Raw genomic sequence first — 21,405 nt, 5'->3', positions numbered from 1 at the left:
GATTAAGGTAAATTCGTAACCCTGTCGGCCTCGCTGGATAATCGAGCGATTGCCCCTACGCCGCCTTGGCGACGACGCGGTTGCGGCCGCCGCTCTTGGCTTCGTAGAGCGCGAGGTCGGCGCGCTTCATCAACGCCGCGACGCTGTCCACGCCCTTCAGCACGGATGAGACGCCGACACTGACCGTGACTTCAATCGTCTTGCCATCGTGACCGACCGCGAACGGAAGCTGCGCGATCTCCGCACGGATGCGCTCGGCGACCTTTTCGGCCACGGAGCCTTCCGTATCCGGCATGACGACGACGAATTCCTCGCCGCCAAAACGACAGGCCAGATCAATGCCGCGCACATTCTTGCGCAGTCGCCGCGCGAATTCGCGCAACACCTCGTCACCGCCATCATGGCCATGCGCGTCGTTGATGCTCTTGAAGCGATCGAGATCCGTGATCATCACCGACAATGGCCGGCGCCGCGCCACGGCACGCTCGAACAGGGTCTGCAGGTGGCTGTCCAGATAGCGGCGATTGTGCAACCCGGTAAGGCCGTCCGTGACCGCCATCTCGATCGTCTGGGTGACGCTGGCGCGCAGATGGTCGTTGTAACGCTTGCGGCGCACCTGCGTGCGCAGACGTGCCGTCAGTTCCTGCTGGTCGATCGGCCGCATCAGGTAATCGTTGATGCCAAGTTCAAGGCCACGGATGATGCGGGCCTCATCGCCCTGCTCCGCCAGCAGGATGATCGGTAGGAACCGCGTGCGATCGAGCGATCGCAATTGCGAGCAGAGCCTGAGCGGGTCGAAATCCGTGAAAGCCGTCGAGATCAACACGCATTCATAGGGAAGTTCCGCAGCCTGGAAGAAGCCGGCATGCGGATCCATGGCAAGGTCGATATCGGCGCTGCCGCGCAGCATTTTCTGGATACGATCGAACGAAGATTTGCGCTCGTCGATCAAAAGCACTTTAGGCGTCGTGTCATCGGAGGCGAAATTGCGGCTGAGGAGCTCCTCGATACCGATGTTGCGCGTCGTCGAGGCGCGCAGCCGCAACTCGTCCGTCAGCGACTTCAGCCGGACCAGGCTTTTGACGCGCGTCATAAGCTGCAGGTCATTGACGGGTTTGGTCAGGAAATCGTCGGCGCCGGCCTCGAGACCGCGCACCCGGTCCGAAACCTGGTCCAGCGCCGTGATCATGACAACCGGTATGTGCGAGGTCGCTGGGTCGCTCTTCAGCCGCCGGCAAACTTCGAACCCATCCATGTCCGGCATCATCACATCGAGCAGCACGACATCGACCTTGCCGTTTTCGCAGGTCTCGATCGCGTCCGGCCCGTTGGTGGCCGTCAGCACCTCGAAATATTCGGCCAGCAACCGGACCTCGAGCAGCTTCACATTGGCAGGGATATCGTCGACGACGAGAATCCGCGCGGTCATGTCACAACGCTCCGGATTGGCAGGGAAGGCACATCATACATCGCCTAGGTAGGATTTGATGGTTTCGATGAAACGCGGCACGGAGATCGGCTTGGAAATATAGGCCTCGCAACCGCCCTGCCGGATACGCTCCTCGTCGCCCTTCATGGCGAAAGCCGTAACCGCTATGACCGGTATGGTGTGAAGGTCGTCATCCTCCTTCAGCCATTTGGTCACTTCCAGGCCGGACACTTCCGGCAGCTGGATATCCATCAAGATGAGGTCTGGCCGATGCTGTCGCGCCAGATCCAGCGCTTCCAGGCCGTTGCGCGTGCGCACCGTCTCATAGCCGCTGGCTTCGATGAGGTCCCGAAAGAGCTTCATATTAAGCTCATTGTCCTCGACGATCATGACCTTCTTTGGCATTTATTTCCCGTCCCGGCCGGCCTTCCATTTGAAGGCTGCCGTCATGCGTTCCCGCCGGAGCGCACCAAACCCTACTTCACTTTACGGCAATATGATTGACGAAACGGAAATCCGCCGCGGGAAAAGCTGTCCGGATTCCACCTCGAACGCCGCTTGGGAGGGGTTGGTGGCTTGCCGCAAGCGACGCTTGCCATTACTGCGGAAACAGACTCATCCCGCACACCCTGAAGGTAGTGATGGCAAACGTAGCGTCAATGCGCGAAGAAGCGGAAACCATTGCCGTCAAGGCACTGGCCTTCGTCGCTTCGGATCCGGAGCTGTTGCCGCGCTTCCTGGCAATCACCGGCATCGAGGCCCATTCCATCCGTCAGGCTGCCGGCGAACCCGGGTTCCTGGCCGGCGTCCTGCAATTCATTCTCGCCCATGAGCCGACGCTCATGCGTTTCGCGGAGGAAACGGGCACGCCGCCTGCGTCGGTCGGCAAGGCTCTGCGGGCGCTTCCCCTAGGCGACGACAACCATGAGCATTCGATATGAGCGATGATCCCGAAACCGCAAGACAGATCGCCGAACTCGCGGCCGACGACCGGCCGTTGCTGATACTCGACGTCGACGATGTCGTGCTCGAATTCATCCGCCCCTTCCCCAATTTCCTCAAGGCTCGCGGCTTCGGGCTGACGCTGGCCTCCTTCCGGCTGACCGGCAACATTGCAGAGCAGGCCACCGGCAGGCTGATCGAGCAGGCGGAAGTGACGGCGCTCCTGGACGATTTCTTTCACACCCAGGCCGACTGGCAAAGCATCACCGACGGCGCGGCCGAGGCGCTGTCGGCGCTCGGCGACAGGGCAGAGATCGTCATGTTGACGGCGATGCCGCACAAGCATCGCGCGGTTCGCCGCGCCCATCTCGATGCGCTCGGACTGAATTACCCGCTCTTGACCACCGAAATGGCCAAGGGACCGGCAGTGGCCAAGCTGCGCGGAGACAAGGGGCGCCCTATTGCCTTCGTCGACGACCAGCCACCAAATCTGGTGTCGGCACGCCATTCAGTCGCCGACGCGCATCTGTTCCATCTGATGGCCGATAATTCGCTGCGCGAATTCCTGCCCCCGATACCGGATGACATCGTCGTCGTGCAGGACTGGCCCGAGGCGGCGCCAAAGATCGCGGCGGCGCTTGGGCTTTAGTGCATGATCCCGAAAATTGGAATCCGGTTACAGATAGAGCCCCATCCCGTTTCCATCGAGATGGAACCGACTCTAGTGTAAGTGCCTGCGCATAAACCCGCCAAATAGCGCGGGCTGTCGTTGCCATCGCAATGAGAACAGGGCCGATCGATATTCATCGACCGGCCCTGTGTTTGATCAAATCTCGGATCGCTTATTTGCTCTCCTGAGAAGGCTGCCCCATCTGGGCGCCCGAATCGCCGCCATCATCGTCGCCACTGTCGTCGGTCGCACCGCTGTCATCGGCAACCGGGTCGGCCGGCTTCACCATGACGCCGTTCACCGTCACCGAGCCATCGGCCTTGGTGTTGACGGCCCATTCCAGGCGACCATCGGGCAGAGTCTTGGCAAATCCTTTGACGACGAGCACTGCTGGCACGTATTGCGCCGCATCCGGATCGGATTTTGCCGCCTCCTGCAGGCTTTCGACAATCTTGTCGAAGCCCGCTACATCGACCTTCAGATTGGCCTCGGGCTTTTCGTCGGGGAACGTCATCTCGCCTTCCACGGCGACTTCCATATTGGCGTTCTTCACGACGCTGTGCCCGATCACGACCTTCGGCGTCTTGGCCATGAAATCAGCGGTCAGGGAATCGCCAAAGTCAGCCGACAGTGGCGGATCCTGGTTGAGATCAAAGGCATCGATCGCCTTCTTCGCCATGCTGTCGAGATCGATGTTGGCGCCGCCGAAATTGAGGTCGATATCCGTGGGCAGCAGCGCGACGCTCCAGCCAGGCAGGACCTGCGTCGGGATGGTCAAGCCTGACGCCTTGATCGCATAATTGACCTTTCCGCTCTGCGCGATCCCGTCCATTCCGAACGCGGTGCTGAGCTGCGCCGCGCCGAAATTGCCGACGGGGCTTTCGACGGTGAAATTCTTGAAGCCGTAGCTTCCGTCGACCCGCTCCCACAAAGGCAAGGCGGCGCGTAAGAGCGTCTTGAGCTGCGCCTGGTTGGCCTTGAGCGTGGCCTCGTCTTCATTCGCCACGGCAAATGCCAGCAGGTCGAGCAGCGGTCTTGTCTGGACGCCCTTGCCGGCTGCCTCGAGCGACACTTCCGGCGACTTGATGGTGACCGGGAATTTCAACCCGCTTTCCGCATCGTCGAAATTGATCGCTTCGACAAAGCTCGAAACCCTTTGCGAGGTGGTAAAATCGACGCCGCCATTCGCGGACTTGGTCCCGGCAATGGTCGCCGTGCCGGCGCCGGCACTGAAATCCACGTGCTGCTTGGCGTCCTTCGAGGTCATCGTCATGCCAGCCATCGAACCGGCGCCGCTGGTCAAGGCCGCCAGATTGGGATCGTAGACGCCGGAGGCCTTCCCATCCTTGATCGAGAATTGCGTGCTTTGCAGGCCCTGGGGCCCGTTGAACTCGAAGGATGCGCTTTGCGAAAAATCCATCGAAACATCCCAGGACCCATCGCTGCGCGGCTTGACCAGCAAGGCATAGGGAGCAAAGTCGAATTTCAGCAGCTTCTGGTCCGGGAACGCCGCGGCGAGGGCCTTCAGATCAAAGGCGATCTTGTAGGCATCGCCTTCCACGGAGACCGTGAGCACCCCCTTGTCGATTGCCTGCTTGCCGACATAGCGGGACAGATTCTCGGAAAGATGCGTCGCCCCCTGGCTGTCGACCGTTTGACCGAAAGCAGGCGCGCTCAGCGCAAGAAGGAAAGCAAATGGCAGGGCACGGTTCACGCGAATTCTCCGTTTGGCCTCGGATGGCAAAAACATTTCGCTGCTCTGGTAGGAAAATACCATCACAGCCGCAAGACGGGCATGAACATTCAGCCGTCTGACTTAAAGAAACAACCGCATCAGCGGTCGACCGGCCTTGCGTTCGACAAGCCGTTCGAAACCGGCCTTCTCGAAAACCCGCGACGAGCCGACGAAAAGTCCTATCGAGCGTGAATCCTTGGACAGATCGATTGGACAGGCCTCGACCAGACGCGCGCCATTCTGTCGGGCGAACGCAATGCCACCTTCCACCAGCCGATGGGTCACGCCCCGGCCTCGTGCCTTGGCGCGGATGAAAAAGCAGGAAATTGCCCAGACGCCAGGATCCATTGCATCGGAAGGGTCTACCGGCGCCGAGCCCCTGCCCTTGTTGTTCCATTCGGGCACGTCGGCGCGCGGGCCGATCTGCATCCAGCCCACTGCCTGGCTATCCTCGAATGCCAGCAGGCCTGGGGGCGGTCCAGCCTCGATACGCGACTTGATATGATCCTTGTTGCTTTCGCGGTCGCTCGCCCGGCGCGCCGCCGGCGCCAGCCGGAAATGCGTGCACCAGCAGCCGTAGCAGGCGCCTTGCTTGCCGAAAAGATCCTCGAAATCCGACCAAAGCTCGGGCGTCAGTGGCGCGACCGTCGTGCTCATACGTTCTCCCCAGGCCAGCCTTGTCGCTGGCCTTGCACTGTCGTACCATTGCTTTTGTTCTTCTTATGTTCGCAGCGATGGCGGCCCCTGTCAACAATCCCGATCACGGTTTTTGCCGCGACTGCCTGACTCTTCAGCGCGGCGAAACACGCCGGTGCGAGCGGTGCGGTAGCCCTCGCCTCACCCGCCATCCCGAGCTTTACCGGCTGCATCTTGCCCATATCGACTGCGACGCCTTCTACGCAGCCATAGAAAAACGCGACAATCCGGCCCTGAAGGACCGGCCCCTGATCATCGGCGGCGGCAAGCGCGGCGTCGTCTCCACCGCCTGCTACATCGCCCGCATCCAGGGCGTTCGCTCGGCAATGCCGATGTTCAAGGCCCTCGAAGCCTGTCCCGAAGCCGTCGTCATTCCGCCGAACATGGAAAAATATGTACGTGTCGGCCGCGAGGTGCGCGCCATGATGCAGGCGCTGACGCCGCTGGTCGAGCCGCTCTCCATCGACGAAGCGTTCCTGGACCTTTCCGGCACTGAACGGCTGCACGGCTTGCCGCCGGCGGTGGTGCTGGCGCGGTTCGCGCTTGCCGTTGAGAAGGATATCGGCATCACGGTTTCCGCTGGCCTCTCCTACTGCAAGTTCCTGGCCAAGATAGCGTCGGACTTCCGCAAGCCGCGCGGCTTCTCGGTGATTGGCGAAGCCGAGGCGGTCGGCTTCCTGGCCGGGCAACCGGTGACAATGATCTGGGGTGTCGGCAAGGCATTCAATGCAACGCTGGAGCGAGACGGGATCCGCACCATCGGCCAGTTGCAGCGCATGGAGCGCGGCGACCTGATGCGCCGCTACGGCACGATGGGCGACCGGCTCTATCGCCTTTCGCGCGGCGAGGACGTCCGCCGCGTCGATCCCGACCAGGATGCCAAGAGCGTATCGGCCGAGACCACCTTCGACACCGACATCGCTTCGCTGGAAGAGCTTGTCGCGGTGCTGAGGGGCCTTTCGGAAAAGGTCTCGGCGCGATTGAAGAAATCACGAATTGCAGGACGCACCGTGGTGCTGAAGCTGAAGACCCAGGATTTCAAGCTCCGCACCCGCAACCGGCAGCTCGGCGACCCGACCCGACTCGCCGATCGCATCTTCCAGACCGGGGTGGAGTTGCTTCGCAAGGAAACGGATGGAACAAAATATCGGCTGCTCGGCATCGGCGTCAGCGACCTCTCCGACGACGACAAGGCTGATCCGCCCGATCTCGTCGATGTCCAGGCGCGCAAGCGCGCCATGGCCGAAGGCGCCATCGACGCATTGCGCGACAAGTTTGGCCGCAAGGCGGTGGAAACCGGCTACACGTTTGGCAAGGGCCGCGGCGCCCATCCGCCGGAGCCCATCGAAGATTAGCTGCGCCGTAGGTCTATCAGGCTTGTCACCACGTTCTTGCGTGTCCGCGGATCCATATCAGTCACGGTGAGCCGCATGCCATTGGCCGTCTTCTCGACGGTCAACTGGGCCTTGCGGTCGCCATTGATCTCCTTGGCCCAATGAATGACGAGATTGATGGCGTTTCCCGAACGGGTGCCGCTCAACTGTGCCGGCCCGCTTCGCGACCCGATGTATGTTCCTGAATATCGGGTCCCGGCCACCTTCAAATTCGCACTGATGTTGCGGGTCACCAAAACCAGGCCACTGCAGGTCCCAACAAGGGACAAAGCGTTGGCCTTCGCATTGGACTTGAAGCTGCACGTCACGTTCACCGTCGGTGTAGTCGTTCTGATCTTGACTGTGCCGTTGCCGGCAAAATTTCCCTGGAACGACTGCAGGAATTTGCTCTCATCCGCATGCGCCGCACCTGCCGCGACCAAAAAACAGCCTGCAAGCGCCAATCGTGCGAATGACCTCATCGAAACTCTCCTTACTGGCGTCGGGAACAAAATACGTCTCGTGATACGCGGCGGATCGAGACTCAATGCGCCGCGCCTCGGCAGGTTCCACCAACGATATGATGGTTTTGCAACCTCTGGCCACCCCGGCTGGCCCAGTCGAATGCGTTGTCTCATGGTTGCGGTGATGGCTCCAGCTTGCGACATAGCTCCGATGTCAGCCACACCTTCAATCCCCAAGGCAGCCTTCTGGATGGCGCTTTCGGTCACCTCGTTTCTCGGGATGTCCATCGCCGGCCGCGCCACCACGGCGGAACTCAACGTGTTCCAGGTGCTGGAACTGCGTTCGGTGATCGGCTTCTTCATCCTGTTGCCGCTGGTCATGGCGAGCGGCGGCTTTGCGGCGATGCGCACCGAACGCCCCCTCGCGCATATCGCCCGCAACGTCGTCCATTACACTGGCCAGGCGGCCTGGCTTTACGCGCTGACCCTGATACCGCTGGCGGTGCTGATCTCCATCGAATTCACCACGCCGATCTGGACGGCGATCCTGGCGGTGACATTTCTTGGCGAGAGACTAAACCGCGCGAGGCTCGCGGCGGTGGTGCTTGGGCTGATCGGCGTCGTGATCATCGTGCGCCCCGGCATGGGTTCGGCCGATCTCGGGCATGTCGTGGTCCTGGGCGCGGCCGTCTGCTTTGGCGTGTCGCTGGTGCTGGTGAAGTCTCTGACCCGAACCGACAGCGTGGTGCGCATCATCTTCTGGATGCTGATCATCCAGTCGGCGGTCGGCCTTGTCCCGGCTCTCTACGAATGGCGCAACCCGCCATTGGAGCTCTGGCCATGGATTCTGCTGATCGCCTTCACCGGCATGTCCTCGCATTTCTGCATGGCCCGTGCGCTGACATATGCCGACGCCACCGTCATTTCGCCGATGGATTTTCTTCGCGTGCCGCTGTCGGCGCTGGTGGGCTGGCTGCTCTACAGCGAGCAGATCGACGTTTTCACCGCTGGCGGCGCGCTGCTCATTCTGTTGGGCAACCTGCTCAATCTTCAGCGCAAGCCGATCAAGCCGGCCGAAGTGGCGGCGTCCTAGCACTCCGCCATGTGTGCCTAGTTTCCGTCATCCGGTATGTTGAGGACATGACCGCAAGCCTTGCAATGCACGGCGTCGGGTTCATGTCGCCGCAACCCGCATTGTGGGCAGGGGAAATACACCTTGGGCGGCCGGAAGATCGCCTGCGCCAGCCTGACGAACAGTGATATGCCGATGATCATCGTGACGATGGCCGTCAGCTTGCCGGCGATACCCGGCAGCACGATGTCGCCGAAGCCGGTCGTCGTCACCGTGGCAACCGTGAAATAGAGCGCGTCGACGTAATTCTCCACACCTGTGCCGGTTCGGAAGAAGAATGTGTAGACGAAGCCGGTGATGACGAACAGGAAGGTCACGAGATTGATGACCGCCTGGCTGGCCTCGCGCCAGGGCCTCAGGCCGCGCATTTCGAAATGCCGCCAAAGCGAGCCGCTGCGCGACAGCGACCACAGCCGCAGGATGCGCAGGAAAGCCAGGTTGGCCAGCGCCGTCGGCATCAGCAATGTCAGCAGGATGAAGATATCGACCCATGATGTCGGCTGTTTGATCAGGCGCAGCATGTCGTTGGAGGCCAGCAGCCGGGCAGCCATGTCGGCGGCGACGAGCGCCGCCACCGCATAGTCGAGCCATAGGAACGAGGGCGACTGCTGAATGACTGGGCTGGCAATGAAGAAGGCGATGATGGCCAGATCGATGATGATGGCCGCCACCTGAAACCGGAAGGCCGCGGGCGTGCGCCCGTGATAGAGCTTGCGCAGCCTGTTGCGCAGCCGCCTCAGCGCCGCATCGTTCTGCAATCTGCCCCCGGCGTCGCTGTTCATGGTGATTGCGATAGCGTCCGTGTCGAAACCAGTCCAGCCGGTTAGACGAGTTCGACCTCGACCACACCCGGCACCGCGCGCATGGCCGACGCGATCTGCGGCGAGATGCGGTAGCGGTTGGGCAACTCGATCTCCACCTCGCCCGCGCCCTCTTCCTTGATCAGCACGAAGCTGACCTGGCCCTCGCCCTTGACGGTCAACTGGTTGGCCAGCGTGTTGATCGGCGTGGCGTTGCGCACGAAGATGCGCAGCGCCTTCTGGATGCGGCTTGCCTCGTCCTCCAGCGATTGCACCGAATTGATGCGCAGATTGACGCCTTCCGGCCTGTCCTCGGCCGCTACGGTGATTACGACGGAGCGGCCGGCTTCCAGAAGGTCGCGATATTGCGCGAGCCCTTCCGAAAACAGCACGGCCTCGTACTGTCCCGAAGTGTCGGAGAATGCGATGACGCCCATCTTGTTGCCGGTACGCGTCTTGCGCTCCTGCTTGGACGTTACCGTGCCGGCAAGACGCCCCGCTGCGGCACCGCGCTTGACGGCCGCCGAAAATTCCGCCCAGTTCTGCACCCGCATCTTCTGCAGCGCCGCCTTGTACTCGTCGAGCGGATGGGCCGAGAGATAGAAGCCGACCACCTGGAATTCTCGATGCAGCCGATCGGCGGCGAGCCACGGTTCGGCCACCGGCAGATTGAGCGCCTGCGACTGCGCGCCAAGCGATGCGCCGAAAATGTCATGCTGGCCAGAGACCGCGTTCTGCTGCGCCAGTGACGCCAGCCCCATCATGCGTTCTACACCCGCCATCATGGAAGCGCGGTCATGGCCGAAGCAATCGAGCGCTCCAGCCGTGATCAGGCTTTCGAAGACGCGCTTGCCGACGATCTTGGGGTCCACGCGTTCGCAGAAATCGGCGAGGTTCTTGAACGGCTTTTCACCACGCATGGCAACGATGTGCTCGACCGCCGCGTCGCCGACGCCCTTGAGCGCGGCCAGCGAATAATAGATGCGGTTTTCACCAACTTCGAAGGGGCGGAAGCTGGTCATCACCGACGGCGCCAGCACCTCGATGCCGAGGCGCAGCGCATCCTGGCGGAAATCGGCCAGCTTGTCGGTGTTGCCCATGTCCAGCGTCATCGACGCCGCCAGGAACTCGACCGGATAGTGCGCCTTCAGATAGGCGGTCTGGTAGGAAACGACCGCATAGGCGGCGGCGTGCGACTTGTTGAAGCCGTAGTCGGCGAACTTGGCCAGCAGGTCGAAGATGAAGTCGGCTTGCGGCTTGCCGACACCGCGTTCGACCGCGCCCGAGACGAAGCGCTCGCGCTGCTTGTCCATTTCGGCGCGGATCTTCTTGCCCATGGCGCGGCGCAGAAGGTCGGCTTCGCCGAGCGAGTAGCCGGACAGCTCCTGCGCGATCTGCATCACCTGTTCCTGGTAAACGATGACGCCCTGCGTCTCCTTCACCAGATGGTCGATCTTGGGATGGATCGAGGCCATCTCCTCCTCGCCATGTTTTCTGGCGTTGTAGGTCGGGATGTTCTCCATCGGACCGGGACGGTAAAGCGCGACCAGCGCGATGATGTCCTCAATGCAGTCGGGCCGCATGCCGATCAGCGCCTTGCGCATGCCGGCGCTTTCAACCTGGAACACGCCGACCACTTCGCCGCGCGACAGCATGGCGTAGGTTTCGGCATCGTCGAGCGGGATATTTGCGAGGTCGATCTCGATGCCGCGGCGCCGGATCAGCTTCACCGCTGTTTCCAGCACCGTCAGCGTCTTCAGCCCAAGGAAGTCGAACTTCACCAGCCCGGCCTGCTCGACATATTTCATGTTGAACTGGGTGACAGGCATGTCCGAGCGCGGATCGCGATACATCGGCACCAGTTCGGAGAGCGGCCGGTCGCCGATGACGATGCCGGCGGCGTGTGTCGAAGCGTGGCGATAGAGCCCTTCCAGCTTCTGCGCCATGTCGAGCAGCGTCTGCACTATCGGCTCGCGTTCGGCTTCCTCGGCAAAGCGCGGCTCGTTGGCGATGGCTTCGGCCAGCTTGACCGGATTGGCCGGGTTCTGCGGCACCATCTTGGAGAGCTTGTCGACCTGGCCGTACGGCATCTGCAGCACCCGGCCGACGTCGCGCAGCACCGCGCGGGCCTGCAGCGTTCCGAAGGTGATGATCTGGCCGACCTGGTCGCGGCCGTATTTCTGCTGGACGTAGCGTATCACCTCTTCGCGCCGATCCTGGCAGAAGTCGATGTCGAAGTCGGGCATCGACACGCGGTCTGGATTGAGGAAGCGCTCGAACAGCAGCGAGAAGCGCAGCGGATCGATATCGGTGATGGTCGTCGAATAGGCCACGAGCGAACCGGCGCCCGAACCGCGGCCCGGCCCGACCGGTATGCCCTGCGCCTTGGCCCATTTGATGAAGTCGGCAACGATCAGGAAATAGCCCGGAAACTTCATCTTGGTGATGATGCCGAGCTCGAAATTCAGCCGCTCGCGATATTGCTCGACCGTATAGCCCTTCGTCGGGCCATGCGCGGCCAGTCGCGCGTCGAGCCCTTCATGCGCCTGGCGGGCGAGCTCGTCGGCTTCCGCCTGCACGGCGGCGGCGTTGTCGGCGACATCGCCGCCGGTAAAGCGCGGCAGGATCGGATTGCGGTTCTTTGGATAATAGGAACAGCGCATCGCGATCTCGACCGTGTTGTCGATCGCTTCCGGCAGATCGGCGAACAGCCGCGCCATATCGGCCTGGCCACGCAGGAAATTGTCGGGCGTCAGCCGCCGGCGATTGTCGGCAGCAACGACCGATCCCTCGGCGATGGCGATGAGAGCATCATGCGCGTCATAGTCGTCGCGCGCGGAGAAGAATGCCTCGTTGGTGGCGACCAGCGGCAGTTCATGGGCATAGGCGAGATCGATCGACAATTGTTCGATTACGCGGTCATAGCCGGAGACACGGTCCAGCTCTACATAGAGCCTGTCGCCGAACATCGCCTTGAGCGTCAAAAGCCGCGCCTCGGCAAGGTCGCGACGATCTTCCTTCAGCGCGATGCCGATCGGGCCGCGCGGTCCGCCGCTGAGGCAGATCAATCCATCGCAATAGCCTCGCATCATTTCGGTGGTCAGATGCACCGGTTCGCCCGGAGGCGTTTCGAGATAGACGCGGCTGACCAGCTTGACCAGATGGGCATAGCCAGCCTCGGTCGCGGCGATCAGGACGACCGGCCGCATGTCCGGGCCTTGGCGGCGGCGATCGCGCTGGCCGTCGCTGTTCTCACCGGAAAAGGCGAGCGCGATCTGGCAGCCGATGATCGGCTGGATACCGTCCTTGACCGCCTTCTGCGCGAATTCCAGCGCGCCGAAAAGATTGTTGGTGTCGGTGACGGCAATGGCCGGAGCCTCGTCCTTCACCGCATGGCCGACGATCTTGCCGAGCTGGAGGGCGCCTTCGAGCAGCGAATAGGCCGAATGCACGCGCAGATGGATGAACGGACGCGACGGTGCCTCTGGCCGTGCAGCCTGGATCGCTGCTTCGCGCTTCAGGGGATCGCGTGGAAGTCTCTCATCCGCCATGGTTTTCTTAGCGCCGTTCGCAAGGACTCAGTCGGTAAGGATGTATTGTCCGGGACGGCCGGATGCGAGTCCAGCGATTGCCTGTTCACAGATAGGTCGCGAACGGGCAAATTCGGTCTCACCGACATGAGGCCGGAAATCTGGCCTCGGTCTTTACGCAAACTCCATGATCACCGCGTCGACGGCCAGGCTGTCGCCAGGCTTGGCATTGACTTTCGATACGGTGAGATCGCGGTCAGCGCGCAGCACGTTTTCCATCTTCATCGCCTCGACAACGGCCAGCGTTTCGCCGGCCTTGACCTCCTGCCCCTCGGCAACGGCGATCGACACGACGAGCCCGGGCATCGGACAGAGCAACATCTTCGAGGTGTCCGGCGCCACCTTTTCAGGCATCAGCCTTTCAAGCTCGGCAATACGCGGCAGCATGACGCGAGCGGTCACCGACATGCCCTTCCATGCGATGCGAAGGCCGTTCGGAACCGGCCTGATCTGCGCCGCGACCAAACGCTTGCCGACGTTGCCCCGCCAGATCAGGTCGCCCGGCCGCCAGTCGGATGAAATGGTCAGCGCCTTGCCACCTTCGATCGACAGATCGATTTCCATCGGGATCGAAATCATGCCCTCGAGGATCGAGGCCGAAAGGTAATCCTCGCCAATCTTCACCACCCAATCGCGTTTCAAGGCACCGGAGTGCGGCGCAAGCCGGCCGCCCAAGCGGTCGAGCCGGTCGCGGCGCAGCAACTCCACGGCGGTTGCGATCGACGCCAGCACGGCCTTCTCATCGTCATCCGGCACGATCGGCGCGAAACCGTCGGGATACTCCTCGGCGATGAAGGCGGTGGAAAGCCGCCCTTCCCGCCAGCGCGGGTGCTGCATCAACGCCGCCAGAAACGGGATGTTGTGCTCGATGCCGTCGACGACAAAGCTGTCGAGCGCCTCCGACATGGCGTCGATCGCCTCGATACGAGTCGGCGCCCAGGTGCACAGCTTGGCGATCATCGGATCATAGAACATCGAAATCTCGGAGCCTTCGGTAACGCCGGTATCGTTGCGGATCACGATGTCGCCGAACTGTCCTTCCTCCGGGGGGCGGTAGCGCGTCAGCCGGCCGATCGAGGGCAGGAAATTGCGATAGGGATCTTCCGCATAGAGCCGGCTTTCCACCGCCCAGCCGTTCAGCTTCACGTCACTTTGCTTGATGGCAAGCTTCTCGCCGGCGGCGACGCGGATCATCTGCTCGACCAGATCGATGCCGGTAACGAGTTCCGTCACCGGGTGCTCGACCTGCAATCGCGTATTCATTTCAAGGAAATAGAAGTTCTTGTCCTTGTCGACGATGAACTCGACCGTGCCGGCGCTCTGATAGTCGACGGCCCTGGCCAGCGCCACCGACTGCTCGCCCATGGCCTTGCGCGTCTCGGCGTCGAGGAACGGCGACGGCGCCTCCTCCGCGACCTTCTGGTTGCGGCGCTGGATCGAGCATTCGCGCTCGCCGAGATAGAGAGCGTTGCCATGCGCGTCGGCCAGCACCTGGATCTCGATGTGGCGGGGATCGACGACGAACTTCTCGATGAAGACGCGGTCATCACCGAATGAGCTCTTGGCTTCCGAGCGCGCCCGGTCAAAACCGTCGCGCACTTCCGACTGGCTCCAGGCAATGCGCATGCCCTTGCCGCCGCCGCCGGCCGAAGCCTTGATCATGACGGGATAGCCGATCTGGCCGGCGATCTTTTCGGCGTGGTCGGCGTTCTCGATGACGCCGAGCCAGCCAGGCACCGTCGAAACCTTGGCGGCGTTGGCGAATTTCTTCGATTCGATCTTGTCGCCCATCGCCTTGATCGCCTTGGGCTTGGGACCGATGAAGACAATGCCTTCCGCTTCGAGCGCTTCACAGAAGGCGGCGCGCTCCGACAGGAAGCCATAACCGGGATGAACTGCCTGCGCGCCGGTCGCCTTGCAGGCCGCGATGATCTTTTCAGGCACGAGATAGCTTTGAGCCGCGGGAGAAGGCCCGATATGCACGGCTTCGTCGGCCATCTCGACATGCACGGCGTCGCGATCCGCGTCGGAATAAACGGCGACGGTGGCGATACCCATCTTGCGCGCGGTCTTTATGACGCGGCACGCGATCTCGCCACGGTTGGCGATCAGGATTTTCGTAAACATGCTGAGGTCATTCCCCTCCGGTCGGCCGTTCCTTTTATGGCTTGTGCTTGTGGGGTCAAGCCGGCCGTGTAATTCACCGCCTTTCAATCGATTTGCGATTCCAAATCGTCGCCGTGGCAAAGCCGCCGCCAGCTTCCAGTTGATCGTGTCGACAAAACCTGAAACCTTGGAAAAAAATTCGCATTGGAGGACGCCCCATGAAAACCCGCGCCGCAGTCGCTGTCGCCGCCGGAAAACCGCTTGAAATCATGGAGGTCGACCTCGAAGGTCCGCGCGAAGGCGAGGTGCTGGTCGAGATCAAGGCAACCGGCATCTGCCACACCGACGAATTCACGCTGTCGGGCGCCGACCCCGAAGGCCTGTTTCCGGCCATCCTTGGCCATGAGGGCGCTGGCGTCGTCGTCGATGTCGGCAAGGGCGTTACCTCGCTCAAGAAGGGCGACCATGTCATTCCGCTCTACACGCCCGAATGCCGCTCGTGCCCGTCCTGCCTGTCGCGGAAGACCAACCTGTGCACCGCCATCCGCGCCACGCAGGGCCAGGGCCTGATGCCCGATGGCTCGTCGCGCTTCTCGATCGGCAAGGACAAGATCTTTCACTATATGGGCTGCTCGACCTTCTCGAACTTCACCGTGCTGCCGGAGATCGCGCTGGCCAAGGTCAATCCAGACGCCCCCTTCGACAAGATCTGCTACATCGGCTGCGGCGTCACCACGGGCATCGGTGCGGTGATCAACACGGCCAAGGTCGAGATCGGCGCCACGGCGATCGTCTTCGGCCTCGGCGGCATCGGCCTCAATGTCATCCAGGGCCTGCGCCTTGCCGGCGCCGACATGATCATCGGCGTCGACCTCAACAACGACAAGAAGGCCTGGGGCGAGAAGTTCGGCATGACGCATTTCGTCAATCCGAAGGAGATTGACGGCGACATCGTTCCCTACCTCGTCAACATGACCAAGCGCGGCGCCGACCAGATCGGCGGCGCAGACTATACGTTCGACTGCACCGGCAACACCAAGGTGATGCGTCAGGCGCTGGAAGCCTCGCATCGCGGCTGGGGCAAGTCTGTGGTCATCGGCGTTGCCGGTGCCGGCCAGGAGATTTCGACCCGGCCGTTCCAATTGGTCACCGGGCGCACCTGGATGGGCACCGCCTTCGGCGGCGCGCGTGGCCGCACCGACGTGCCGAGGATCGTCGACTGGTACATGGACGGCAAGATCGAGATCGACCCGATGATCACCCACACGCTGAAGCTCGAGGACATCAACAAGGGCTTTGACCTGATGCATGAGGGCAAATCGATCCGGAGCGTCGTGGTTTACTAGGACGCGCGGCCAACAGGAGCGGATGCAAGTCGGCGTCCGGTCGCGTTCCACCGAATCTGCGTAGGACCAGCCAAAACTTTGCGGGTCATACGCTGGAAGAGCGACACGCCGCGGACCAATCGGCCCGCGACCTCTGTGGTTCACAACATGGGAGGAGAAGACATGGCGGAAAAACTGCATCCGAAGATCGACAACGGCCTGCCCAAGGAAAGCTCGGGCTTTGCCGGCGGCACTCTGGTCTGCGCCTGCACCAGCAAGCCGGTGAAGGTGAAGGTCAAGGGCCAGATCGCCCACAACCACGCGTGCGGCTGCACCAAGTGCTGGAAGCCCGAGGGTGCTGTGTTCTCGGTCGTGGCCGTGGCCGGCACCGGCGATGTCACCGTCACCGAGAATGGCGACAAGCTCAAGGTGGTTGACCCCTCAGCGCTCATTCAGCGCCATGCCTGCACCGGCTGCGGCGTCCACATGCACGGCCCGGTCGAGCGCGACCATCCGTTCAAGGGCCTGACCTTCATCCACCCCGAGCGCTTCGTCGAGGATGGCTGGTCGCCTCCGGGTTTCACTGCTTTCGTCTCGTCGATCATCGAATCCGGCGTCGACCCGAAGCGGATGGACGGTATTCGCGCTCAGCTCAAGACGATCGGGCTCGAACCGTACGATTGCCTCAATCCCGGCTTGATGGACTACATAGCCACCTGGACCGCGAAGAAGTCCGGCGCTTTGCCGGCCTAGCAGCCGATCAGATTGTACCCATGGGGCCGGAAGAAATCACCGGCCCCATCTTTCTTGGAATGAATGATGCCCGCACCCGCCATCTACGTCGACGCTGACGCCTGCCCGGTGAAAGCCGAGGTCGAAAAGGTCGCCGAGCGTCATGGCGTCATCGTCACCTACGTCTCCAATGGCGGCCTGCGCCCGTCCCGCGACCCGATGATCCGTAACGTCGTCGTCTCCAAGGGAGCCGACGCCGCCGACGACTGGATCGTCGAGAATGCGCGGGCCAACGACATCGTGGTGACGGCCGACATCCCGCTTGCCGCCCGTTCCGTGGCGCTCGGCGCGCATGTGCTGGGACCGACGGGACGCCCCTTCACGCCGGAAACGATCGGCATGGCGGTGGCCATGCGCGATCTCAAGCAGCATCTGCGCGAGACCGGCGAGAGCAAGGGCTACAATGCCAGCTTCGCGCCTCAGGACCGCTCGCGGTTTCTCGGCGAACTCGACCGCATCTTGCGGCGCGCGCTGAAATCCGCCACACCAAGCTGAAGCCATGGTGACAAAGCCCCCCGTCAGCCCCCCTATGCAGCGCCATATGCTGTTCGCGGTGTCTGCTTGCCTGGGCATCGCGGCGCTCGTCGTTGCGTTGCTGCTTCATGCGCCGCTCGCCTACTCTGTTGGCGCCAACGCATTCTTTGCCGCTTACGTCATCCTGGTCGTTGCCCAGATGCCGAAGTTGACCGAGACCTATCTCAGCAAGAATGCGCGCGCCGCCGATCAGCCTGTTCTGGTCATCTTCGCCGTGACGCTGGTCGTCGTCTGCGTTGCCGTCGTGTCACTGTTCCTGCTGATCAATCAGAAGGACAAAGGCCACCCCATCGAACTCGCCTTCGCGCTGCTGTCCATCCCGCTTGGCTGGTTCACCATCCATGCCATGGCGGCGCTCCATTATGCTCATGTCTACTGGATGGACGGCGATACCACCGATACCAAGACCAGGAAGAAGGCCCCTGTCGGCGGCCTGCTTTTTCCAGGCGACAAACGGCCCGAAGGCTGGGATTTCCTTTACTTCTCGGCGGTCATAGGCATGACGGCGCAGACCGCCGACACGAACATTTCGACGACGCATATGCGCTGCGTCGTGCTTGTCCATTCGATCCTGTCGTTCTTCTTCAACACCGTGATCGTCGCCGCCGCGGTCAATCTCGCGGTCAGCCTGGGCGGGCCGTAATAAATCCGTGATCGGATGAAACATTGGTTTGGATCGCGACGTATCAGGAGGACAATGAGCACGCAGGCCACGTCGCGAGGCCGGGAGACCAGACAAGATGGAATCGGTTGCCAGAAACCAATCCGCCACCGGGCCAGATGCTCCCGTGTCGAACGAAAAAACGCTGATCTACCGACAGTCGCGCTGGACGCGGCTGACCCACTGGCTTTGGGCTATCTCGCTGTTCTTCATGCTGCTTTCGGGCCTGCAGATCTTCAACGCCCGACCCCAGCTCTATATCGGCAAGCAGTCGGGCTTCGAATTCAACAACACGGTCTTCGCCATTGGCGCGGAAAACACGGCGAACGGCTCGCGCGGCTATACCGAAATCCTGGGGCATCGCTTCGACACGACCGGCGTGCTCGGCTGGTCCGGCCCTGCCGGCCAGGAGACGGCGCGCGGCTTCCCGTCATGGGCGACAATCCCGTCCTACTATGATCTCGGCACGGCTCGCGTGGTGCATTTCTTCTTCGCCTGGATCTTGGTGACCACGCTGATCGTATGGCTGGTCGCAAGCCTGATCAATGGCCATATCCGCCGTGATCTCGCACCGCGCATCGATGACCTCAAGCGGTTGCCGCAAGACATCATCGATCACGCGAAGCTCAAGTTCCACCACACCCGCGAATACAACACGCTGCAGAAGATGGCCTATGGCGGGGTGCTGTTCGTGCTCTTGCCGCTGATGATAATCACGGGGCTGGCCATGTCGCCGAGCATGAATTCGGTGCTTCCGTTCCTCAACGATCTGCTTGGCGGCCGGCAGACGGCGCGGACCATCCACTTCAGCGTGATGGTGCTGCTCGTGCTCTTCTTCGTCGTGCACATCCTGATGATCATTGCCGCCGGTCCGATCAATGAACTGCGCTCGATCATCACCGGCTGGTACCGCACGGATCCGCCCGCGCATGTTGACGAAGCGTCCAAGAGGAGTGCCTGACATGGCAAAGTTTCAGATCAGCCGCAGGAAATTCCTCACCGGGGCAAGCCTCGGCGTATCCGGCATCATGCTGTCGGGCTGCGACGCTTTCGACAGCCAACTCGGCATCGGCGATGGCCTGCGCGGTTTCCTGGAAAACGCCAACGGCCTGACATGGCGCGCGCAACGTCTTCTTGCCGGGCGCGATTCGCTGGCGCCGGAATTCACGGAGGCCGACATCCGCCAGCCGCAGCGGCCGAATGGCGTCACGGCGCCCGACGATGACGCCTACAAGGCCCTGCTCGCCAACAACTTTGCCGATTGGAAGCTGGAGGTTACCGGCCTTGTCGAGAAGCCGTTGTCACTCACGCGCGACCAGATCATGAACATGCCGGCCCGTACCCAGATCACCCGCCACGATTGCGTCGAAGGTTGGAGTTGCATCGCCAAATGGACGGGAACTCCGCTGTCGTTGCTGCTTGACCAGGCGGTGGTCAAGCCGCAGGCGCGTTACGTGATGTTCCATTGCCTCGACACGATCGACCGCAGCCTTGCCGGCGACGTCAAATATTACGGCACGATCGACCTGATCGATGCCCGACACCCGCAAACGATCCTTGCCTATGGCCTGAACGGCAAGCCGCTGCCGGTCGAGAACGGCGCGCCGCTGCGCGTCCGCGTCGAGCGCCAGCTTGGCTACAAGATGCCAAAATATCTTTCCAAGATCGAACTCGTCGACGGCTTCGCCGATGTCGGCGAAGGCCGCGGGGGGTATTGGGAAGACAATGGCTACGACTGGTATGGCGGCATCTGATGCCGCCAGCCATACCTTCGCACTGACCTGCCCTTCCGGCTCAGGCAACCTTGTCGAGCAGCGGTTTCAGAACCGGATGGATCTCCGGCGACGCGTGCTTGATCAGGCTGAGCAAGGCGCGTTCGTTGTCGCGCAACGGACGATCGCTGCCAATGCGCTCGGCCAGCCATTTCGCTTCGCTGGCATCGATCGTTTCGGCGCGGCGCGCCAGCGCCTCGGCTGCCCTGTTCTTCGATTCCCAATCGGCCTCGATGTCGCCGGGCGAGTTGTACGCTTCCATGATGCCGGAAAGCCCGCCCGACACCATGCGGCTGAAGAAGCCGCCGATCTCCGGCTCGCTTTTCTCGAAAAACTCGTCCCGGCGCAGCGCCACATCGCGGGTCGGCGGTTCGTAGCCGGCCGAGCACATGACGAAATTGGCGATCGCCTTGACGAACAGGTCGTTCCAGGACGGGTCGTTGTTGGCCGCCACCGTCTGCTCGTTGATCCTGAACAGTATTTCGGCCTCGGCGCGGGTGATCGCGATGTTGCCGTCGCCGCCATAGGCATGCAGGATGCGGCGCAAAAGCTCGACCTCGGACTTTGCGATCAGCCCCGGAACCAGCGCGCCGCCCAACATCAACGGCCCCTTGCCGTCGACGACGGCGTGCGCGACCTGCTCCAGCGCATAGGCCGAAAGCCTGCTCGGCGACGACTTCGCCTCTTCCAGCACATGCACCAGCAGTTCAAGTTCCGTCAGGCTGTCGACCATTCCGTCACGCGAAATCGTCCGGATCAGCCATTCGGCATTGTCCTGCGAGATGTAGCCCTCCGGCTTCTCCTGATGGACGATGTAGTCGGTCACGGCCTCGACGAAGAATACCGGCCATTCAAGGCATTTGTCCCTGGCGGTTGCATCCAGCGCGAACAGCGCCTCGGCCTCGCCGCGCGTTACCACGCCATCGGCGAACACCTCGCGACGCAGCATGAGCACATCCTCGGCCGCAATGCGATTCTTTGAAGTCAGCCCCGCCACCGGCGCGGTCATGATCAATTCGCCCATTTTTCTTCCCCGTTCGCCGCCACGGTAAATCCCCGTGACATCAGCCAGAATATCAGCGTTCTCTTGAGAAACCGGCAAAGGGCGTGGTTAGCGAAGACTTGTCGCTGATGCGTCGCGGACAGGTGACAACGTGTCGTCGAGGGGCTATGGATGGTGCGTCGAGGGCTCATGCTTTGAGTCCTACCTGTTTGCGGGAGAGAGCAGCGAGAGCTGTCGCCGAAGGGGAAATCGCCCGAAATCTCTCAGGCAAAAGAACCGTGGACGGGAAAGACACTCTGGAAAGTCGGGGCTTGCCCCCGCGCCGAAGGTGTAAGCGCCGCTGACAGAGTTCCGGTTGCGCGAGTCTCTCAGGCTTCAGAC

At 62.0% G+C, this 21,405-nt stretch carries 19 protein-coding genes and 1 riboswitch; of the genes, 10 read left to right on the top strand and 9 right to left on the bottom strand.

Annotated elements, in window-relative coordinates; all coding sequences use genetic code 11:
• Positions 1 to 55: 55 nt before the first annotated feature.
• Positions 56 to 1,429 (bottom strand): PleD family two-component system response regulator, encoded by a 1,374-nt coding sequence (locus tag ACO07C_RS03470; RefSeq protein WP_421912839.1) that lies wholly within the window; start codon positions 1,427 to 1,429, stop codon positions 56 to 58.
• A gap of 33 nt (positions 1,430 to 1,462) precedes the next feature.
• A complete protein-coding gene (locus ACO07C_RS03465) occupies positions 1,463 to 1,834 on the bottom strand; it encodes a response regulator (RefSeq protein ID WP_421912838.1) in 372 nt (123 codons plus the stop codon).
• A 236-nt stretch (positions 1,835 to 2,070) separates the two neighbouring features.
• Between ACO07C_RS03465 and ACO07C_RS03460 the strand changes: the two genes are divergently transcribed.
• Together ACO07C_RS03460 and ACO07C_RS03455 are read left to right on the top strand one after the other, a co-directional pair.
• The gene (locus tag ACO07C_RS03460) at positions 2,071 to 2,370 is read left to right on the top strand and encodes a DUF3572 domain-containing protein (protein WP_421912837.1); all 300 of its coding nucleotides are present in this window, start codon (positions 2,071 to 2,073) and stop codon (positions 2,368 to 2,370) included.
• The gene (locus ACO07C_RS03455; RefSeq protein ID WP_421912836.1) at positions 2,367 to 3,020 is read left to right on the top strand and encodes a hypothetical protein; all 654 of its coding nucleotides are present in this window, start codon (positions 2,367 to 2,369) and stop codon (positions 3,018 to 3,020) included. The genes ACO07C_RS03460 and ACO07C_RS03455 overlap by 4 nt, the downstream gene beginning before the upstream one ends.
• A gap of 193 nt (positions 3,021 to 3,213) precedes the next feature.
• On the opposite strand, the gene ACO07C_RS03450 is transcribed toward ACO07C_RS03455, so the two are convergent.
• Positions 3,214 to 4,755: a hypothetical protein gene (locus ACO07C_RS03450; protein WP_421912835.1), complete on the bottom strand. Its 1,542-nt coding sequence runs from the start codon at positions 4,753 to 4,755 to the stop codon at positions 3,214 to 3,216.
• A 102-nt stretch (positions 4,756 to 4,857) separates the two neighbouring features.
• Positions 4,858 to 5,433 carry a GNAT family N-acetyltransferase gene (locus ACO07C_RS03445; protein ID WP_421912834.1) on the bottom strand — a complete coding sequence of 192 codons (576 nt, stop codon included), beginning with the start codon at positions 5,431 to 5,433 and terminating at the stop codon, positions 4,858 to 4,860.
• 65 nt (positions 5,434 to 5,498) lie between these two features.
• Between ACO07C_RS03445 and ACO07C_RS03440 the strand changes: the two genes are divergently transcribed.
• Complete coding sequence (locus tag ACO07C_RS03440; RefSeq protein WP_421912833.1) at positions 5,499 to 6,827, top strand: DNA polymerase IV; 1,329 nt, start codon at positions 5,499 to 5,501, stop codon at positions 6,825 to 6,827.
• Here ACO07C_RS03440 and ACO07C_RS03435 read toward each other — a convergent pair.
• Entirely contained in the window at positions 6,824 to 7,327 is a 504-nt protein-coding gene (locus tag ACO07C_RS03435; RefSeq protein WP_421912832.1) for a hypothetical protein, read from the bottom strand. The two genes, ACO07C_RS03440 and ACO07C_RS03435, sit on opposite strands and share 4 nt — an antisense overlap.
• A 193-nt stretch (positions 7,328 to 7,520) precedes the next feature.
• Here ACO07C_RS03435 and ACO07C_RS03430 point away from each other — a divergent pair, with 193 nt between their 5' ends.
• The gene (locus ACO07C_RS03430) at positions 7,521 to 8,402 is read left to right on the top strand and encodes a DMT family transporter (protein WP_421912830.1); all 882 of its coding nucleotides are present in this window, start codon (positions 7,521 to 7,523) and stop codon (positions 8,400 to 8,402) included.
• 17 nt (positions 8,403 to 8,419) lie between these two features.
• Here the strand turns inward: ACO07C_RS03430 and ACO07C_RS03425 are convergent, their stop codons facing one another.
• The 3 genes from ACO07C_RS03425 to ACO07C_RS03415 form a co-directional block, all read right to left on the bottom strand.
• Positions 8,420 to 9,223, bottom strand: a complete 804-nt coding sequence (locus ACO07C_RS03425; RefSeq protein ID WP_421912829.1) for a potassium channel family protein — start codon at positions 9,221 to 9,223, stop codon at positions 8,420 to 8,422.
• Between the two features lie 41 nt (positions 9,224 to 9,264).
• On the bottom strand, positions 9,265 to 12,792 hold the full coding sequence (gene dnaE / locus ACO07C_RS03420; RefSeq protein WP_421912828.1) for a DNA polymerase III subunit alpha: 3,528 nt from the start codon (positions 12,790 to 12,792) through the stop codon (positions 9,265 to 9,267).
• Positions 12,793 to 12,945: 153 nt separating this feature from the next.
• Positions 12,946 to 14,958: an acetyl-CoA carboxylase biotin carboxylase subunit gene (locus ACO07C_RS03415; protein WP_421912827.1), complete on the bottom strand. Its 2,013-nt coding sequence runs from the start codon at positions 14,956 to 14,958 to the stop codon at positions 12,946 to 12,948.
• Positions 14,959 to 15,155: 197 nt separating this feature from the next.
• On the opposite strand from ACO07C_RS03415, the gene ACO07C_RS03410 reads away from it, so the two are divergent.
• The 6 genes from ACO07C_RS03410 to ACO07C_RS03385 all read left to right on the top strand — a co-directional run bounded on the left by ACO07C_RS03410 (position 15,156) and on the right by ACO07C_RS03385 (position 20,003).
• Positions 15,156 to 16,283, top strand: coding sequence for an S-(hydroxymethyl)glutathione dehydrogenase/class III alcohol dehydrogenase (locus ACO07C_RS03410; RefSeq protein ID WP_421912826.1), 1,128 nt, complete (start codon positions 15,156 to 15,158; stop codon positions 16,281 to 16,283).
• Positions 16,284 to 16,445: 162 nt separating this feature from the next.
• Complete coding sequence (gfa, locus tag ACO07C_RS03405; RefSeq protein ID WP_421912825.1) at positions 16,446 to 17,015, top strand: S-(hydroxymethyl)glutathione synthase; 570 nt, start codon at positions 16,446 to 16,448, stop codon at positions 17,013 to 17,015.
• A 66-nt stretch (positions 17,016 to 17,081) separates the two neighbouring features.
• Positions 17,082 to 17,549 (top strand): YaiI/YqxD family protein, encoded by a 468-nt coding sequence (locus ACO07C_RS03400; RefSeq protein ID WP_421912824.1) that lies wholly within the window; start codon positions 17,082 to 17,084, stop codon positions 17,547 to 17,549.
• A 34-nt stretch (positions 17,550 to 17,583) separates the two neighbouring features.
• Positions 17,584 to 18,231 carry a DUF1345 domain-containing protein gene (locus tag ACO07C_RS03395; RefSeq protein ID WP_421917430.1) on the top strand — a complete coding sequence of 216 codons (648 nt, stop codon included), beginning with the start codon at positions 17,584 to 17,586 and terminating at the stop codon, positions 18,229 to 18,231.
• Between the two features lie 97 nt (positions 18,232 to 18,328).
• A complete protein-coding gene (locus ACO07C_RS03390) occupies positions 18,329 to 19,210 on the top strand; it encodes a cytochrome b/b6 domain-containing protein (protein WP_421912823.1) in 882 nt (293 codons plus the stop codon).
• Position 19,211: 1 nt separating this feature from the next.
• Positions 19,212 to 20,003, top strand: coding sequence for a molybdopterin-binding protein (locus ACO07C_RS03385; RefSeq protein ID WP_421912822.1), 792 nt, complete (start codon positions 19,212 to 19,214; stop codon positions 20,001 to 20,003).
• 40 nt (positions 20,004 to 20,043) lie between these two features.
• Here the strand turns inward: ACO07C_RS03385 and ACO07C_RS03380 are convergent, their stop codons facing one another.
• Positions 20,044 to 21,045 (bottom strand): hypothetical protein, encoded by a 1,002-nt coding sequence (locus ACO07C_RS03380; RefSeq protein ID WP_421912821.1) that lies wholly within the window; start codon positions 21,043 to 21,045, stop codon positions 20,044 to 20,046.
• Between the two features lie 181 nt (positions 21,046 to 21,226).
• Positions 21,227 to 21,313, top strand: a riboswitch (glycine riboswitch).
• Positions 21,314 to 21,405: the final 92 nt, after the last annotated feature.

Source organism: Mesorhizobium sp. (genome assembly GCF_965229135.1).
In the GTDB taxonomy this organism is placed as follows: Bacteria; Pseudomonadota; Alphaproteobacteria; order Rhizobiales; family Rhizobiaceae; genus Mesorhizobium.
Note: the sequence above shows the minus strand (reverse complement) of the source record. Positions and strands in the feature narration are given on the sequence as shown.

Bases quoted from the DNA above. Each gene is read 5' to 3' on its own strand.
- ACO07C_RS03470 (WP_421912839.1), bottom strand. From the start codon at position 1,429: ATGACCGCGCGGATTCTCGTCGTCGACGATATCCCTGCCAATGTGAAG.
- ACO07C_RS03465 (WP_421912838.1), bottom strand. From the start codon at position 1,834: ATGCCAAAGAAGGTCATGATCGTCGAGGACAATGAGCTTAATATGAAG.
- ACO07C_RS03460 (WP_421912837.1), top strand. From the start codon at position 2,071: ATGGCAAACGTAGCGTCAATGCGCGAAGAAGCGGAAACCATTGCCGTC.
- ACO07C_RS03455 (WP_421912836.1), top strand. From the start codon at position 2,367: ATGAGCGATGATCCCGAAACCGCAAGACAGATCGCCGAACTCGCGGCC.
- ACO07C_RS03445 (WP_421912834.1), bottom strand. From the start codon at position 5,433: ATGAGCACGACGGTCGCGCCACTGACGCCCGAGCTTTGGTCGGATTTC.
- ACO07C_RS03440 (WP_421912833.1), top strand. From the start codon at position 5,499: ATGTTCGCAGCGATGGCGGCCCCTGTCAACAATCCCGATCACGGTTTT.
- ACO07C_RS03435 (WP_421912832.1), bottom strand. From the start codon at position 7,327: ATGAGGTCATTCGCACGATTGGCGCTTGCAGGCTGTTTTTTGGTCGCG.
- ACO07C_RS03430 (WP_421912830.1), top strand. From the start codon at position 7,521: ATGTCAGCCACACCTTCAATCCCCAAGGCAGCCTTCTGGATGGCGCTT.
- ACO07C_RS03425 (WP_421912829.1), bottom strand. From the start codon at position 9,223: ATGAACAGCGACGCCGGGGGCAGATTGCAGAACGATGCGGCGCTGAGG.
- dnaE (WP_421912828.1), bottom strand. From the start codon at position 12,792: ATGGCGGATGAGAGACTTCCACGCGATCCCCTGAAGCGCGAAGCAGCG.
- ACO07C_RS03415 (WP_421912827.1), bottom strand. From the start codon at position 14,958: ATGTTTACGAAAATCCTGATCGCCAACCGTGGCGAGATCGCGTGCCGC.
- ACO07C_RS03410 (WP_421912826.1), top strand. From the start codon at position 15,156: ATGAAAACCCGCGCCGCAGTCGCTGTCGCCGCCGGAAAACCGCTTGAA.
- gfa (WP_421912825.1), top strand. From the start codon at position 16,446: ATGGCGGAAAAACTGCATCCGAAGATCGACAACGGCCTGCCCAAGGAA.
- ACO07C_RS03400 (WP_421912824.1), top strand. From the start codon at position 17,082: ATGCCCGCACCCGCCATCTACGTCGACGCTGACGCCTGCCCGGTGAAA.
- ACO07C_RS03395 (WP_421917430.1), top strand. From the start codon at position 17,584: ATGCAGCGCCATATGCTGTTCGCGGTGTCTGCTTGCCTGGGCATCGCG.
- ACO07C_RS03390 (WP_421912823.1), top strand. From the start codon at position 18,329: ATGGAATCGGTTGCCAGAAACCAATCCGCCACCGGGCCAGATGCTCCC.
- ACO07C_RS03385 (WP_421912822.1), top strand. From the start codon at position 19,212: ATGGCAAAGTTTCAGATCAGCCGCAGGAAATTCCTCACCGGGGCAAGC.
- ACO07C_RS03380 (WP_421912821.1), bottom strand. From the start codon at position 21,045: ATGGGCGAATTGATCATGACCGCGCCGGTGGCGGGGCTGACTTCAAAG.